Source organism: Nonomuraea sp. MG754425 (assembly GCF_021699195.1).
Classification (GTDB): domain Bacteria; phylum Actinomycetota; class Actinomycetes; order Streptosporangiales; family Streptosporangiaceae; genus Nonomuraea.
On record NZ_SSXE01000105.1, the window covers coordinates 19,326 to 33,947 of the forward strand.

The 14,622-nt window shown below is 71.7% G+C and carries 15 protein-coding genes; 8 read left to right on the top strand and 7 right to left on the bottom strand.

Going from position 1 to position 14,622, the window contains the following annotated elements:
* Positions 1–82: 82 nt before the first annotated feature.
* From FAF44_RS31470 to FAF44_RS31485, 4 genes are all read right to left on the bottom strand, one after another.
* The gene (locus FAF44_RS31470; protein WP_237106944.1) at positions 83–817 is read right to left on the bottom strand and encodes an energy-coupling factor ABC transporter ATP-binding protein; all 735 of its coding nucleotides are present in this window, start codon (positions 815–817) and stop codon (positions 83–85) included.
* On the bottom strand, positions 814–1,569 hold the full coding sequence (gene cbiQ / locus FAF44_RS31475) for a cobalt ECF transporter T component CbiQ (protein WP_237106945.1): 756 nt from the start codon (positions 1,567–1,569) through the stop codon (positions 814–816). The genes FAF44_RS31470 and cbiQ overlap by 4 nt, the downstream gene beginning before the upstream one ends.
* A gap of 3 nt (positions 1,570–1,572) precedes the next feature.
* Entirely contained in the window at positions 1,573–2,580 is a 1,008-nt protein-coding gene (locus FAF44_RS31480) for an energy-coupling factor ABC transporter permease (protein WP_237106946.1), read from the bottom strand.
* Between the two features lie 91 nt (positions 2,581–2,671).
* Positions 2,672–4,480, bottom strand: coding sequence for a glycosyltransferase family 2 protein (locus FAF44_RS31485; protein WP_237106947.1), 1,809 nt, complete (start codon positions 4,478–4,480; stop codon positions 2,672–2,674).
* Positions 4,481–4,803: 323 nt separating this feature from the next.
* Here FAF44_RS31485 and FAF44_RS31490 point away from each other — a divergent pair, with 323 nt between their 5' ends.
* From FAF44_RS31490 to FAF44_RS31500, 3 genes are all read left to right on the top strand, one after another.
* Positions 4,804–5,163: a hypothetical protein gene (locus tag FAF44_RS31490; protein WP_237106948.1), complete on the top strand. Its 360-nt coding sequence runs from the start codon at positions 4,804–4,806 to the stop codon at positions 5,161–5,163.
* A gap of 17 nt (positions 5,164–5,180) precedes the next feature.
* Positions 5,181–5,546, top strand: coding sequence for a ClpX C4-type zinc finger protein (locus tag FAF44_RS31495; RefSeq protein ID WP_237106949.1), 366 nt, complete (start codon positions 5,181–5,183; stop codon positions 5,544–5,546).
* A gap of 273 nt (positions 5,547–5,819) precedes the next feature.
* Positions 5,820–6,767, top strand: coding sequence for a D-2-hydroxyacid dehydrogenase family protein (locus FAF44_RS31500; protein WP_237106950.1), 948 nt, complete (start codon positions 5,820–5,822; stop codon positions 6,765–6,767).
* Between the two features lie 3 nt (positions 6,768–6,770).
* On the opposite strand, the gene FAF44_RS31505 is transcribed toward FAF44_RS31500, so the two are convergent.
* On the bottom strand, positions 6,771–7,340 hold the full coding sequence (locus tag FAF44_RS31505; RefSeq protein ID WP_237106951.1) for a CGNR zinc finger domain-containing protein: 570 nt from the start codon (positions 7,338–7,340) through the stop codon (positions 6,771–6,773).
* A gap of 66 nt (positions 7,341–7,406) precedes the next feature.
* Between FAF44_RS31505 and FAF44_RS31510 the strand changes: the two genes are divergently transcribed.
* Positions 7,407–8,168: a trans-aconitate 2-methyltransferase gene (locus FAF44_RS31510; protein ID WP_237106952.1), complete on the top strand. Its 762-nt coding sequence runs from the start codon at positions 7,407–7,409 to the stop codon at positions 8,166–8,168.
* Between the two features lie 63 nt (positions 8,169–8,231).
* Positions 8,232–9,149 (top strand): SDR family oxidoreductase, encoded by a 918-nt coding sequence (locus FAF44_RS31515; RefSeq protein WP_237106953.1) that lies wholly within the window; start codon positions 8,232–8,234, stop codon positions 9,147–9,149.
* Positions 9,150–9,210: 61 nt separating this feature from the next.
* Here the strand turns inward: FAF44_RS31515 and FAF44_RS31520 are convergent, their stop codons facing one another.
* Entirely contained in the window at positions 9,211–10,842 is a 1,632-nt protein-coding gene (locus FAF44_RS31520) for a PstS family phosphate ABC transporter substrate-binding protein (RefSeq protein WP_237106954.1), read from the bottom strand.
* Between the two features lie 125 nt (positions 10,843–10,967).
* On the opposite strand from FAF44_RS31520, the gene FAF44_RS31525 reads away from it, so the two are divergent.
* Positions 10,968–12,191 carry a cytochrome P450 gene (locus FAF44_RS31525; protein WP_237106955.1) on the top strand — a complete coding sequence of 408 codons (1,224 nt, stop codon included), beginning with the start codon at positions 10,968–10,970 and terminating at the stop codon, positions 12,189–12,191.
* Here the strand turns inward: FAF44_RS31525 and FAF44_RS31530 are convergent.
* On the bottom strand, positions 12,188–12,634 hold the full coding sequence (locus FAF44_RS31530) for a GNAT family N-acetyltransferase (RefSeq protein WP_237106956.1): 447 nt from the start codon (positions 12,632–12,634) through the stop codon (positions 12,188–12,190). The genes FAF44_RS31525 and FAF44_RS31530 overlap by 4 nt on opposite strands.
* A 315-nt stretch (positions 12,635–12,949) precedes the next feature.
* Here FAF44_RS31530 and FAF44_RS31535 point away from each other — a divergent pair, with 315 nt between their 5' ends.
* A complete protein-coding gene (locus FAF44_RS31535; RefSeq protein WP_237106957.1) occupies positions 12,950–14,197 on the top strand; it encodes a sensor histidine kinase in 1,248 nt (415 codons plus the stop codon).
* Positions 14,194–14,622: response regulator transcription factor (locus FAF44_RS31540; protein ID WP_237106958.1), on the top strand; the 429-nt coding region annotated here is incomplete at its 3' end. The genes FAF44_RS31535 and FAF44_RS31540, both read left to right, overlap by 4 nt.

A 14,622-nucleotide genomic window follows, 5' to 3' on the forward strand; every position in this document is an offset into this window, starting at 1 on the left:
CATGCTCCGGGTTTCTACCCATCTCGCCGCCGATGCCCCTGCCTGGGAGGCCAGGTTTGCCGCAGATGACGGCGATCGCGGGTCAACCTGCCGGAATGGCGAAACCATACGGAAGTTCCAGCCGGTGCCGGGCCAGCAGGTCGGCGTCGGACAGCAGCTCACGGGTCGGCCCGTCCGCGGCGATCACGCCGCCGGACAGGACAAGCGAGCGCTCGCACAACTCCAGCGCGTACGGCAGGTCGTGCGTGACCATGAGCACCGTCACGTCGAGAGAGCGCAGGACCTCGGCCAGCTCCCGGCGGGCGGCCGGATCGAGGTTGGACGAGGGCTCGTCCAGCACCAGGATCTCGGGGGCCATGGCCAGCACCGTCGCCACCGCCACCCGGCGGCGCTGCCCGAACGACAGGTGGTGCGGCGGCCGGTCGGCGGCCGCCAGCATGCCCACCCGCTCCAGCGCGTCATCGACCACGCGGTCCAGCTCCGCGCCGCGCAGGCCCGCGTTGGCCGGGCCGAAGGCCACGTCGTCGCGCACCGTGGGCATGAAGAGCTGGTCGTCGGGGTCCTGGAAGACCAGGCCGACGCGCTGCCTGACCTCCTTGAGGGTGTCGTTGCGCACCGGGGTGCCGGCCACGGTGACACTGCCGTGCCCGGCGGTGAGAATGCCGTTGAGATGCATCACGAGCGTGGTCTTGCCGGCGCCGTTCGGGCCGAGCAGGGCCACGCGCTCGCCGCGCGCGATCGACAGGTCCACGCCGAACAGCGCCTGCGTGCCGTCGGGATAGGCGTAGGCGAGCTGCCGGACTTCGAGAGAGTTCACCACGTCAGTCCCCAGACGGCGAGGGCGGCGGCGGGCAGGGCCAGCGCGGTCGCCCAGTGGGCCGCGGAGGCCGCCGCCTCCCCGATGACCGGGAGCTGACCGGTGTAGCCCCGGCTCAGCATGGCGAGGTGAACGCGTTCGCCCCGTTCGTACGAGCGGATGAACAGCGCCCCGGCCGACCGGGCGATCACCGGGACGTGCCGGAGGTTGCGCGCCTCGAACCCGCGCGACTCCCTGGCCACCCGCATCCGCCGCATCTCAGCCACGATCACGTCCATGTACCGCAGCATGAACATGGCGATCTGCACCAGCAGGCTCGGCAGCCGCAGCCGCTGCGCCCCGAGCAGGACGGCCCGCGGCTCCGTGGTGGCCGCCAACAGGATGGAGGCCACCACCCCCAGCGTGGCCTTGGCCAGGATGTTCCAGGCCGACCAGAGGCCGGGCACGCTCAGCGACAACCCCAGCACCTCGGTCCGCTCCCCCAGCCCCACGACCGGGATGAGGAAGGCGAACAGCACGAACGGCAGCTCGATCACCATGCGCCGCGGCACGTACGTGGCCGGCACCCTGGCCGCCACCGCGACACCGGCGAGCAGCACGGCGTACGCGGCGAACGCCCAGAACCGCTCGCGCGGCGTGGCCACCACCACGAGGGCGAAGGCGAAGACCGCCAGCAGCTTGCACTGCGCCGGGAGCCGGTGCACGACCGTGTCTCCCGGCAGGTAGAGCCGGTGATGGTGCCCAGCGCCCACGTATCACACCTTGATCTTGTCACGGCCCCGCGCGGCATAGGCAACGGCCCCGGCGATGACCAACACCAGGCCGACGCCGATGATTCCGGCCACGCCGACGGGGATCCCGCCGACCTCGCCGTAGTCGGCCAGGGCCCACCCGCCGAGCGCGTGGTCGGACGCCTGATCGATGAAGCCCTCGTTCTGGCCCACGGCCTCCAGGCCGTCGGGGTCGCCGGAGGCGACGAAGGAGACGGCCCCGGCCAGCACGAGCGTCAGGCCGGTCCCCCCGAGCAGGAACGGCCTGAGCGGGCCCCGGGCGCTCGCCGGTCGCGGCTCGTCCTGGTCCGCGGTCGTGGTGGCGCCCTCGGCGTCGCGCAGGACCAGTGGCTTGGTCAGGCCGCGGGCGCCGTACACGAGGTCGGGCCGGACGGCGAGCACCGCGCCCACGGTCACCGCGGTGATGAGACCCTCGCCGACGCCGATCAGCAGGTGCACGCCGCCCATCGCCGCCGCGACCGTGCCGACCTCGATCGGCGCCGTGCCGCCGATCCAGAACAGCAGCGTGAAGACCAGGGCGGCGGCCGGCACCGAGATCAGCGCGGCCAGGAACGCCGCCACCGTGACCTTCCCCCTCGTCACCGTCGTGACCAGCCGGAAGACGCCCCAGCCGACGACCACCGTGACGATGCCCATGATCGTGATGTTGACCCCGAGCGCGGTCAGCCCGCCGTCGGCGAAGAACACGCCCTGCACCAGCAGGACCACGGCCATGCACAGGACCCCTGTGTACGGCCCGACGAGTATCGCGGCCAGCGCCCCGCCCATCAGGTGACCGCTGGTGCCGGCGGCGACGGGGAAGTTGAGCATCTGCACGGCGAAGATGAAGGCCGCGACCAGCCCGGCCATGGGCGCGGTACGGTCGTCGAGCTCGCGCCGCGCGCCACGCAGGCAGACCGCGACGCCGGCCGCGGCCACCGCCCCGGCCGAGACGGAGGTCGCTGCGTTGAAGAAGCCATCGGGTACGTGCACGGCTGCCTCCTGGCAGAGGACGGGCTCCGGGGGCGGAGCCGCAAACGGTCCTACTTTAGGACATCGTCTTGCACCTGCACATAGCTGGCAATTACCGAAAGATCCTTTTAACCACACTTTCAGCGCTCAGTCGCCGCACCACCGCACTCAGCCGCCCCTTCCCCGAGGTCGCGTACGGCCGCACGCTCCGCAGCAGGGCCGCCGCCCACCACCGGCGGGGCCCCGCCACCGTCTCGGTCTCGATCCTGAACCGCGCGGGCGGCCCGCCCAGGTCCAGCTCCAGGTACGCGTCCCAGGTGCCGGGCGCCAGCCGCCCCAGCGCGGGCCGGGCCGCGAAGCCGCCGCCGGGCCGCGCCACCACGCGGTCGGCGCGCTCGCAGCCGGTACGCCGCTCCCGCCAGACGATCCGCCGGACGGCCGTGACCGGCGGGGTGGCACCGGCCACCTTGACCTCGCCGTCCACCAGCAGCCGGTGGCCGAACGTCCAGCGCATCGAGACCAGCCGCGCCCCGCCCGGCACCGCGATCACGTGGCCGCCCACGTCGATGCTCAGGTTGCCGTTGTCGCGGGTGAAGTAGGGCAGCGCCACGACGTCGCCGACCAGCCGGGGGCCCGGCCCGGTGATGCCGCCGTCGCGGTCGGCCCCGAGCCGGCCGAGCCGGATCACGCCCTCCACCTCGACCGCCACCCGCAGGTCCCAGATGCCCGGGTCGAGCGCGCCCACCTCCACCTTCGCGACGAACTCGCCCCCCTGCCGCTCGGCCGGCACGACCACCTCCCTGGCCGGGTCGTGGCGGGCGCGCAGCACCACGGTCAGGCCGTCGTCCCTGGTGATGCCGTCGAGCCGGGCCGCGCCCGTCACGACCAGGCGCTCGCCCTCCCACTCCAGCCCGACCAGCCGCCGCCGGACGGTGGCGCTCTCGATGCGGGCCAGGCGCACGAGGCGGTCGATGTCGTCGAGCGCGCCGGCCCGCTGCCGGTCGATGGTGTTGAGCCGCTCGTGCACGCCGGGGGTGTACCACTCGTCGCACAGCGCGGCCACCTCGCGCGCGATGTCCTTGCGGCGGACGTCGTCGCTCTCCAGGAACACGGTGCCGAGCTGGGTGAACACGTCGAGCCTGAAGTGCCTGCGCAGCAGGTGGTCACGTAGCGGGCCCGCCTCGACGTGCCGGGCCATGAGCCGGATGGGCTCGCGGATCATCGCCAGCCAGGCCAGCGGGTCCCTGCTGCCCGGCTGCTGCATGATGCTGCTGCCGTCGGACCTGGAGACGAGGTGGTAGCAGTCGTAGTCGGCCACCACGGAGATGCCCCTGGCATGGCAGTAGGCGTGCACGGTGAAGAGGATGTCCTCCCCGACCAGCATGCCCTCGCCGAACCTGATGCGGTGGCGTTCGAGCAGCTCTCTGCGGAACAGCTTGAAGCAGCTCAGGCTGTTGTAGACGGAGCTGTCGCCGAGCCCCACCCGGTCGGCGCCGCGCGAGAACATCGACACCGGCGCCCGCCGGCCGTGCCCGACGATCTTGCCGAGGACGATGTCGGAGTCGTTGCCGTCGGCCACGGCGACCATGCGTTCGAGCGCCTCGGGGCCGAGGTGGTCGTCGGCGTCGCAGAAGAAGACGTAGCGGCCGGTGGCGTGCTCGATGCCGACGTTGCGCGGACGCCCGGCGCCGCCGCTGGCCTCGATGTGGATGACCTTGACGCTCTCCGGGTGGTAGGAGGCGTACAGGTCGAGGAGTTCGCCGCTGCCGTCGGTGGAGCCGTCGTCCACGACGATCAGTTCCTTCTTCACCCGCTGCACGAGCGCGGAGGTGAGGCACCGGTCGAGGTAGGCCCGGCAGTTGTGAACGGGGATGACGACGCTGACGTCCACCGCGCCGCCGTCGGCCGCTGCCCGTTCCATCGCCACCACTCCAGAGTCACGTAGCGCCTTCGTTGCGTCTCAGTATGTGACGAGGGCGGGTGCTCGCGCGGGCCGATCCGGCCTCTTCCTCTTACAGCTTTTTGAACCTCGGAGTTTCGCGGCATTCCACCGATAAGCAGTGGCATCTCCGCCAAATATCTCATTCAGCAGGCACCGAACGAGTTTCAGGAAGGAGGTTTTCCTCCGGAGGAGAAGAATTCACTCCGCCGGGTTCATTACGTCACCACCGGCGTCCGCGGGTGATCCCGTCAACAGGGTTACGCGTCTACAGTTAGGCAACCTTGACCGGGAGGTGGCGGGAAATGGGATCGGATCTCCGCAGCGGGACGGCCGGCGGCTCGGCCGTGCACACTGCTGAGTTCATCGTCTCCTCGGCGCGCCTGGCGGAGCTGCACCAGTGCTCCGCCGTGCTGCGCCGGACGAGGGCGCGGGCCGAAGAGATCGTGGACGAGGCGCGCACGCTGCTGGCCGAGGCCGAACGACACGGCGACGTGGCCGGCGTCCTGATGCTGCGTGGGCAGTTCGAGGAGGCGCGCGAGCGGTACGGCCAGGTGCTGAGCGCGTACCTGCTGCTCTCCCGCAGGATCAACGAGGAGCGGCAGGACATCTTGCGGATCCAGATCGACCGGGACCGCCTCACCCGCTTGTCAGGGGCTGCCTGACGCGCTACCGTCAGGTCATGCCTGACTGGAAGGAAAAGATCCGCTGCTCCTTCTGCCACAAGAAGAGTACGGACGTGCAGAAAGTGATCGCCGGCCCGGGAGTACACATTTGTGACGAATGCGTCGGGCTGTGCAACGTCATCCTCGAACAGGATCGGCTCGCCCCCTCCACCGAGCCCCGACTTCCCACCTGGGAATCCATGTCAGTGGACCAAATACTCGACCATCTCCCGAAAATCGCCGCAGTACAGGAACAAGTGGACGACAATCTGCGCGATTGGGTGGCGCACGTCCGCACCCGCGACGTGAGCTGGGAGCGGATCGGCGTCGCCCTCGGCATGACCCGGCAGTCGGCCTGGGAACGCTTCAGAAGCGAGACCTGAGATGTTGTGAACCTCCCCGGGGCGTGGGGCGTCCTTCTCAGGGAGGCCCGATCATGCACGTCCTGGAGGATGTGGCGAGCGATCTCGAACAGCTCCGTCTGGAGCTGAACCTGATCCAGGCGCTGCACGACGAGGCGGAGCGGCTGGCCGCCGAATGAACGGGCTCCAGCTCCCCGGGACGCCCCGGGGAGCTGGAGCAGGGGGCGCCGGTGGACGGCAGGCCGGCCCCCTGATCAGCGGCGCGCGCCGGGCGAACGGGTAAAGTTCCTGATCATGCTGCGTTGCGCCGTGCTTGACGACTACCAGGACGTCGCCCTCGGGCTGGCCGACTGGTCCCGGGTGCGGGCGGAGAGCTTCCGCGAGCACTTCGCCCGCCAGGACGACCTCGTGGCCGCGATCCACGACCACGAGATCGTGGTCATCATGCGGGAGCGCACGCCGTTCACCGCCGAGCTGTTCGAGCGGCTGCCCAACCTGCGCCTGCTCATCACCACCGGCATGCGCAACGCCTCCGTCGATCTGGCGGCGGCGCGCGAGCGCGGCATCACGGTCTGCGGCACGGGCAGCAGCAGCACCCCGCCGGTCGAACTGACCTGGGCGCTCATCCTCGGCCTGGTCCGTCACCTGGTGCCCGAGTCGTCGGCCATGCGCGCGGGCGGGCCGTGGCAGCACACGCTCGGCATCGACCTGCACGGCCGCACGCTCGGGCTGCTCGGCCTGGGCAAGATCGGCTCGCGGGTCGCGGAGATCGGGCGGGCGTTCGGCATGGACGTCGTGGCGTGGAGCGCCAACCTCACCGAGGAGCACGCCGCGGCCCGCGGCGCGCGCCTGGCGCCCGACCTCGACGCGCTGCTGTCCGCCTCCGACGTCTTCTCCGTCCACGTCGTGCTCGGCGAGCGGACACGGGGGCTCGTCGGCCGGCGGGAGCTGGCGCTGATGAAGCCCACCGCGTACCTGATCAACACCGCGCGGGCGGCCGTCGTCGACCAGGACGCGCTGGCGGCGGCGCTGCGCGCCGGGCGTATCGCCGGAGCCGGGCTCGACGTGTTCGACCTGGAGCCGCTGCCCGAGGGGCACGCCTTCCGCACGCTGCCGAACGTGCTGGCCACGCCGCACCTCGGCTATGTCACGGAGCTGAACTACCGGACGTACTTCCGCGAGGCCGTCGAGGACATCGACGCCTTCCTCGACGGCGCGCCGGTCCGCGTGCTGTCGCCCTGACCGTCACTCCGGTTTCGTCCTGGCCCTGAAGGCGGCCGTCTTCACCCGGTTCTGGCAGGCCGTCGAGCAGAAGCGGCGGGTGCCGTTGCGCGAGACGTCCACGTGGACGCGGTCGCAGTGCGGCGCGGTGCAGACGCCCAGGCGGTCGCCGAACTCGCTGCCCAGCACGATCGCCAGGCCCGTGGCGCAACTCGCCGCCCAGTCGCCGGCCATCGTGCCGCCGGGGCCGTGGAAGTGCAGGTGCCAGGGCTCGCCGTCGTGCCGTTCGAGCATCGGCCTGGCGTCCGTCTCCGCCAGCAGCGCGTTCACCCGCAGGGCCGCGCCGTCGAGGTCGCCGTCGGCGACCGCGCAGAAGACCGCGCGCAACCGGGTCGCGACCTGGGCCAGCTCGGCCCCCTCTGCCTCGGTGACCTCGCGGTGCGCGGGGTAGACGGCCCGCAGGCCCGCGGTGGCGGCGAGGCCGGCGTCGGACTGCGGGGAGAAGGGCCGCCCGCGCCGCTCCCCCGGGGTCAGCTCGTTGACGAGCGAGACCGCCACCCTGACGACGGCGTCCGTGTGACTGTTGTAGTCCAATTGACCAGTTACACCTTCGTGTTCTACGTTGTGACTGCCCAAATCTTAAATGACAGTTACAGGGAGATGCCCGTGCTCACTCACGAAGCCGCGACGGAGTGGATCACCCGCTGGGACCGCCAGCAGGAGGGTTACCTGCCCGACCGCGAGACGCGGTTCACCGCGCTGATCGACGCGGTGCAGGCGCTGGGGCGGCCCGATCCCGTGGTGATCGACCTGGGCTGCGGCCCCGGGTCGTTGTCCGCGCGGCTGCTGGAGCGGCTGCCCGCCGCCACCGTGATCCCGGTGGACGCCGACCCGCTGCTGCTGGGACTGGGGCGGGCCGCCTATCCGCAGCTCCCGTTCGTCTCGGCGGACCTGCGTACGAGCGGGTGGACGGAACTGCTCGGCCTGGACCGGCCGGCCGACGCGGCGGTCAGCACGACGGCGCTGCACTGGATCTCCGGCCCCGAACTGAAGGACGTCTACGCCGAACTGGCCACCGTGCTGCGGCCCGGCGGGCTGCTGCTCAACGGCGACCACCTGGACACCGAGGACGCCACCCCGGCGCTGTCGCGGCTGGAGCACGAGGTGCACCGGATCGAGACCGAGCGGGTGTTCGGCGCGAACCCGCCGGAGGACTGGCGGGCCTGGTGGGACGCGATCGAGGCGGACCCCGACCTGTCCGCGCTCAACGCCGCCCGTACGACGTCCGGCGCCGCCCACCGCGGCTCGGAGTCGCACCTGCTGTCGCATCACGTGGAGGCGCTGCGCGAGGCCGGCTTCCCGGAGATCGGCACGTTGTGGCAGCGGGGGAACAACCGGCTGTTGTGCGCCGTACGGGGCTGAGCCTCCGGACGTCCCGCGAAAAGATGACATCACCTGTCGGGTATTCGACGTAACGTCGCTCCCATGAGCAACAACCCGCTGAAGGACAAGGTCGCGCTGGTGACCGGGGGCTCCCGCGCCGCCGGCCGCGGCATCGCCGTCGAGCTGGGCGCCGCCGGCGCCACCGTGTACGTGACCGCCCGCACCACCCGCGAGTCCCGATCCGAGTACGGCCGCCCCGAGACCATCGAGGAGACCGCCGAACTGGTGACCGCGGCCGGCGGCCACGGCATCGCCATCCAGGTGGACCACCTGGAACACGAGCAGGTCAAGGCCCTCGTGGACCGGATCGCCCGCGACCACGGCCGCCTCGACGTGCTGGTCAACGACATCTTCGGCGGCGATCCGCTGACCCAGTGGGAGACGCCGCTGTGGGAGCACGACCTCGACGGCGGCCTGCGCCTGCTCCGGCTGGCCATCGACACGCACATCATCACCAGCCACTACGCGCTGCCGCTGCTGATCAAGAACCCCGGCGGCCTCGTCGTCGAGATGACCGACGGGACCAAGAGCTACAACGACGACAACTACCGCGTCTCCTTCTTCTACGACCAGGCCAAGAGCGCGGTGCTCCGGCTCGGCTTCGCGCAGGCCCACGAGCTGCGGCCGTTCGGGTGCGCGGCGGTGGCGCTGACGCCCGGCTGGCTCAGGTCCGAGGCGATGCTGGAGCACTTCGGGGTGACGGAGGAGAACTGGCGCGACGCCGCCGCCCGCGAACCGCACTTCGTGATCTCCGAGTCGCCGCGGTTCGTCGGCCGCGCGGTCGCCGCCCTGGCCGCGGACGCGGACGTGCTGCGCTGGAGCGGGCAGTCGCTGTCGAGCGGGCAACTGGCCCTCGAATACGGCTTCACGGACGTGGACGGCTCCCGGCCCGACTGCTGGCGTTACCTCGTGGAGGTCCAGGATCCGGGCAAGCCCGCCGACGTGACCGGCTACCGCTGACCGGCTCCCCACGGCCCCGGCGCGGCCGGTCGCCCGCGCGCGGGCCGGGGCGTCCGCGGCCTCAGCCCGGCTCGCACACCAGCGGATACGCCGTCTCCGAGCAGGGCCGGTTGCCGAACTCCCGCAGGATGTCCTTGCCGCCCTGGTCGGTGAGATAACGCAGGAAGGCCGCGCCGATGGAGCCGGCGGGCAGTTCCCCGTAGGTGTAGGCGAACTCGGTCTGCCAGTAGGGATAGCTTCCGTCCTCGATGCCCTCCAGCGTCGCCGGCATCTGGTCGATCCGCAGCCGTACGACGCCCGCGGCCGTCGCGGCGCTGCTCACCTCGCTGTGCCCGAGCGCGCCGGGGATCTCGGCCACCTTCTGCAGCAGCGTGGGCGTGCCGTCGACCTCGCACCTGCCCGGCCGCGCGCGGTCCAGGGCCGCGCAGTCGTTGACGGTGGCCTCCGGCACGTCGAGGCCGGAGGTCCCCTTGCCGTTCAGCACGCGCGACACCAGGGCGGTCCGCGTGCCGGAGCCGCGATGGCGGCTGACGAGCTGGATCGGCAGCGCCGCCCCGCCCACCTGCGACCAGTCGGTGATCTTCAGCGCGTAGATGTCGCGGACCTGCTGGGACGACAGGTTCCGCACGCCCGCGTCCTGGCTGACGACCAGCGTGAACAACGAGTACGCGACCGGCCGGGAGAGCACCTGCGGGTGGTTGCCCTCCGCGAGACCGTCGGTGAACGCGATGTGGTCGCCGAGCCCGGCGCCGGCGGCGAGTTCGGCGCCCCGGCCGGCCCGCTCCAGCGCGTTGACGCCCTCCGCGCTGCCCTGGAACGTCCCGTCCCCGAGGGGGATGCCGGCGTTCCTCCCCCGGCAGAGCCGCACGTAGCTCTCGGCCGCCGCGCGGATCGCGGGCTCGAAGGCCGTCGAGCCGTGCAGGTGCAGCGTGCCGCCGACGCAGTCCAGCGGTGGCGGGTCCGTCCGCCAGAGCAGCGTGAGGCCGGACTGGGTGAGCACCGCCGTCGTCAGCAGGACGATGCCCACCAGCGCCGGTCTGGAGGCGAAGGTGTGGCTCTCGGTCCTGGCCGGCTTGAGCCGGGCGAGCCAGCCCAGCCAGCGGAGCGAGCGCCCGCTCACGTCGGCGCGGAAGACCGGCTTGGCGAACGTGTCCCCCGGCGTCCCCGACCGGCGCTCCAGGACCGCCAGGACCTTGTAGTGGGCGCCGGGGTTCAGCTTGACCTTGGGCAGCCCGATGACGCCCGCGCCGTCCTCCTCCCCCCGCCCGAAGCCGTCGGCCTCCATGGTGACGCCGTCCGCGTGGGTGATGAAGAAGTCGCGCAGCTCGGACTGGCTGAACTCGGTCACCGCCAGGCCCACGACCCGGCGGTCCCGGAACGTCACCCGGATGCCGGTCTTGTCCTTCTCGGGGGTCAGGTAGTCGCCCTCGACGATCTCCATCCAGCCGGCGTTCTCGATCCGCAGCAGCACGAACGAGGGCTCCTTGAGCGCCCTGCCGTCCTCCTGCAGCCGCGCCAGCATGTCGGCGCTCGGCGCGTGCGCCGTGTCCGTGGCGAGGGTGTCCATCTGCACCCGGTAGCCGAGGCGTTTGCGACGGACGACGGCGAACTCCCACACGAACGCCATGAGGGGGATCGCGATGCTCAGGACGGCGACGACTGTGTCGAAATCCCATTCAAAGCCGAGGCTCACCGTCGCTACCGAAGACAACGAAGCGTACATGGCCGTTAACCCGGCCCCTCCTGCCCGTGAACAACACGCGACCTTCGTCGCCCGGTCGGCTGGACGACGCCCCGCGCGCACGCGAGGGTCAGACCATGACCACCCACGATGCCCCCATCCTCGTCGGAACCCCCGAGTTCAAGGCCGACGCCCACGCCCGCTACGCCGCCCTGCGCGAACGCGGCCCCATCCATCGGGTGCGCTCCGCCGACGGTTCGGCGCTGTGGCTGGTCGTCGACCACGAGCTGGCCCGGGAGGCGCTGGCCCATCCGAAGCTGAGCAAGGATCCCGAGCCGTTCGCCGAGCGGCTGCGCGCGGCCGGGCAGCACATCATGCTCGCCGGCTCCGGTTTCGGCGGGAACATGCTGACCGCCGACCCGCCGGAGCACACCCGGCTGCGCCGTCTGGTCTCCAGGGCCTTCACCGCGGGCGCCGCCGAACGGCTCGCCCCGTGGATCGAGCGGCTCTCCCACCGGCTGCTCGACGACGTCGCCGCCGCCGGCTCGGCCGACCTGGTCGCGTCCTTCACCCGGCCACTGCCCATGGCGGTCATCTGCGAGTTGCTCGGTGTCCCCGAGGAGCGCCGGGCCGACCTGCAGCGCTGGACCCGCCAGGGCATGGACAACCCCTCCGAGGGGCAGCGGGCCGCCCTGAGCGCGCTCAACGCCTACCTCCGCGGCCTCCTCGACGACAAGCGCCGGGCCCCGGCGGACGACCTGCTGTCCCAGCTCATCCGCGTACGCGACGACGACCACGACCGCCTGTCCGGCACCGAGCTGCTCGGGACCACCGTCCTGCTGGTCGTCGCCGGTCACGAGACCACCGTGAATCTCCTGGGCAACGCGGTGGCCGCGCTGCTCAGCCATCCGGAGCAGGCCGCGTACCTCAGGGCGCGGCCCGAGCGCGTGCCGGCGGCGGTGGAGGAGTTCCTGCGCTACGACGCTCCCGTCGAGACCACGCCCGCCCGCTTCGCCACCGAGGACCTCGACCTCGGCGGGCAGCGCGTCAGGGCCGGTCAGGCCGTCGCGATCGCGCTCACCTCGGCCAGCCGGGCCTTCCTGCCCGCGGACGAGGCCGCCCGCCTCGACGTGACCCGCCCCGACCCGCGGCACCTCGCCTTCGGCCACGGCATCCACTACTGCCTGGGCGCGCCGCTGGCCCGGATCGAGGCCGCCGTGGCGCTGCGCGTGCTGCTGGCCCGGCTGCCCGGCCTGGCCTGGGCCGACCCGTCGGCCGAGGTGCGCTGGCTGCCCGCCGGCATCACCCGCGGGCCCGTCGCCCTGCCCGTGCGGTTCACGCCGTCCGGTGACCGGGGCTAGCGGGTCGCCGGGGCGCGCACCATGAACACGTCCACCTCGTCCTGGCGCTCGACGGTGAACCCGTGCCGCTCGTACAGCCGCCGGGCCGCGCTGCCCTGCAGCACCTGCAGGCGGACCACGGCGTTCTCGCCGTCGCATCGCTCCAGCAGGCGGCCCAGCACGCCGGAGCCGACGCCCCGGCCCTGCAGGCCCGGGTCCAGGTAGAAGTGCTCCAGCCAGTACGCCCCCGCGTCCGGCCGCAGCGCGACGCAGCCGGCGAACGTGCCGCCCACCTCGATCGTCCAGGTGTGGGCGGGCTCGAAGTTGTCGCGCAGCCGCCGGCGTACGCGTCGTTCGTCGTAGCGTCCGAGCCGTTCGAGGTCCGCCCGCAACACCACGGCCCGCAACTCGGCGATCGTGTCCACATCTGCCGCCAAAGCCGGTCGAAGCTCCCAGTCCGCCACGATCGCGATGTTATCGCCACAGAACCCAGCACAAGGGATGCGGTGCCGCCCGAGCCCTCCGGGTGATCCGTAAGACGGGCGGGCACACACCGCATCCCTCAGGTGCCGGCGATCCGAACCCACACCCATTGTCAGAATGATCTGCTGATCAGGCGTCAGCCCGCGGGCTGAAGATCTGTACAACACCCGTGGTAGGCAACGGGACCCCAGGTAAACCTGAGTTGTACGGGACCCGCCCGACCGTCACCCGGGTCGTACCGGCGATCAATCGCACGGGTAATGAACGACACCGTCGCCCGGCGCTACGATGCGCTGATGGGCGAAAAGGTGCTGTCGTCCCTGCGACGGCTCGCCGTGACGCACCCTCTCCTGGTCGACCTGCTGGTGAGCGTACTGATCACCGCCGTCACGCTCTCCTTCGCGCTGGCCTTCTCCGCGAACACCGCCGACCCCGGGTACGCCCTGCGCCCCATGGACACCGCCGGCGTGGGCCTGACCCTGCTCGGCAACCTCTCCCTGGCCTGGCGGCGACAGGCGCCCCTGGCCGTCCTCGCCCTGTCGTGCGTCACCACGCTCGCCTTCCACACCATGGGATACGACGCCCGGCTCAACGAGGTCGCGCCGCTGCTGGCCCTCTACACCGTGACCTACCGCCGGACGCCGGCCGTGTCCCTGCCCTGCGCACTGGTCGTGGCGGCCCTGTGGTGGCACGCCGCGTTCCTCGGCCCGGACGACTTCACCTGGCCGAACGTCGCCCAGAGCACCATCATCGTCGCCATCGCCTGGTCGTTCGGCACCAGCACCAGGCTGCTGGTCGCGCGCAACCAGCGCCTCGCCGAACTCAGCGAGCGACTGCGCCGCGAGCAGGAGTACCGCGCGCACCGCGCCGTGACGCAGGAACGGGTACGCATCGCCCGCGAACTGCACGACGTCGTCGCCCACCACATGTCGGTCATCGTGATCCAGGCCGGCCTGGCCCGGTACGTCCTCGGCTCCGACCCCGACACCGCGCGCGGCGCGCTCGCCACCGTCGCCGACACCGGCAGCGAGGTCATGGGCGAGATGCGGCGGCTGCTGACGGTGCTGCGCGTCGACCCCGACGAGGACGCCGACCCCGAGGGCTACGATCCCGCGCCGAGCCTGCAACGCGTGGAGCAACTCGTGGAACGGGTGCGCTCGGCCGGGGTGCCCGTCGAGGTGTCGATCAGCGGAACGGTTCGCCCGCTTCCGCCGGGCATCGACATGTGCGCGTACCGGATCCTCCAGGAATGCCTCACCAACGTGCTCAAACACGCGGGCTCGGCCACCGCCCGCGTCTCGCTCCGCTACGGCCCCGAACTCGAACTCCGCGTCACAGACGACGGCCGCGGCCCGGCGTCCACCGGCAACGGCGACGGCCACGGCTTGATCGGCATGCGCGAACGCGTCAAGCTCTACAAGGGAACGATCACGGCCGGGGGCACGCCGTCAGGTGGGTTCGAGGTCGTGGCCGTCCTGCCCCTCCCCACCCCGGGCGCCGACGACCAGCCCGCCGAACCGCAAGGTGAGTTACCCGACGCATGATCAACGTACTCGTCGTCGACGACCAGGTGCTCGTCCGCGCCGGCCTGGCCGCGCTCATCCGCGCCGCACCGGGCCTCGACGTCGTCGGCGAGGCGGCGACCGGCGAGGAAGCCGTCGGCCTCGCCACGGCCACCGGGCCCGACCTGATCCTCATGGACATCAGGATGCCCGGCATGAACGGCGTCACGGCCACCGAGCACATCCTGTCGGCCACACCCGACCACCGCCCCCGGGTGCTCATCCTCACCACCTTCGACCTCGACGAGTACGTCTACCACGCCTTACGCGTCGGAGCCTCGGGCTTCCTGCTCAAGGACACCCCGCCCGAACGGCTCATCGCCGCCATCCACACCATCGCCTCCGGCGACATGCTCTTCGCCCCGACCGTCACCCGCCGGCTCGTCGAGGCGTACACGCGGCACTTC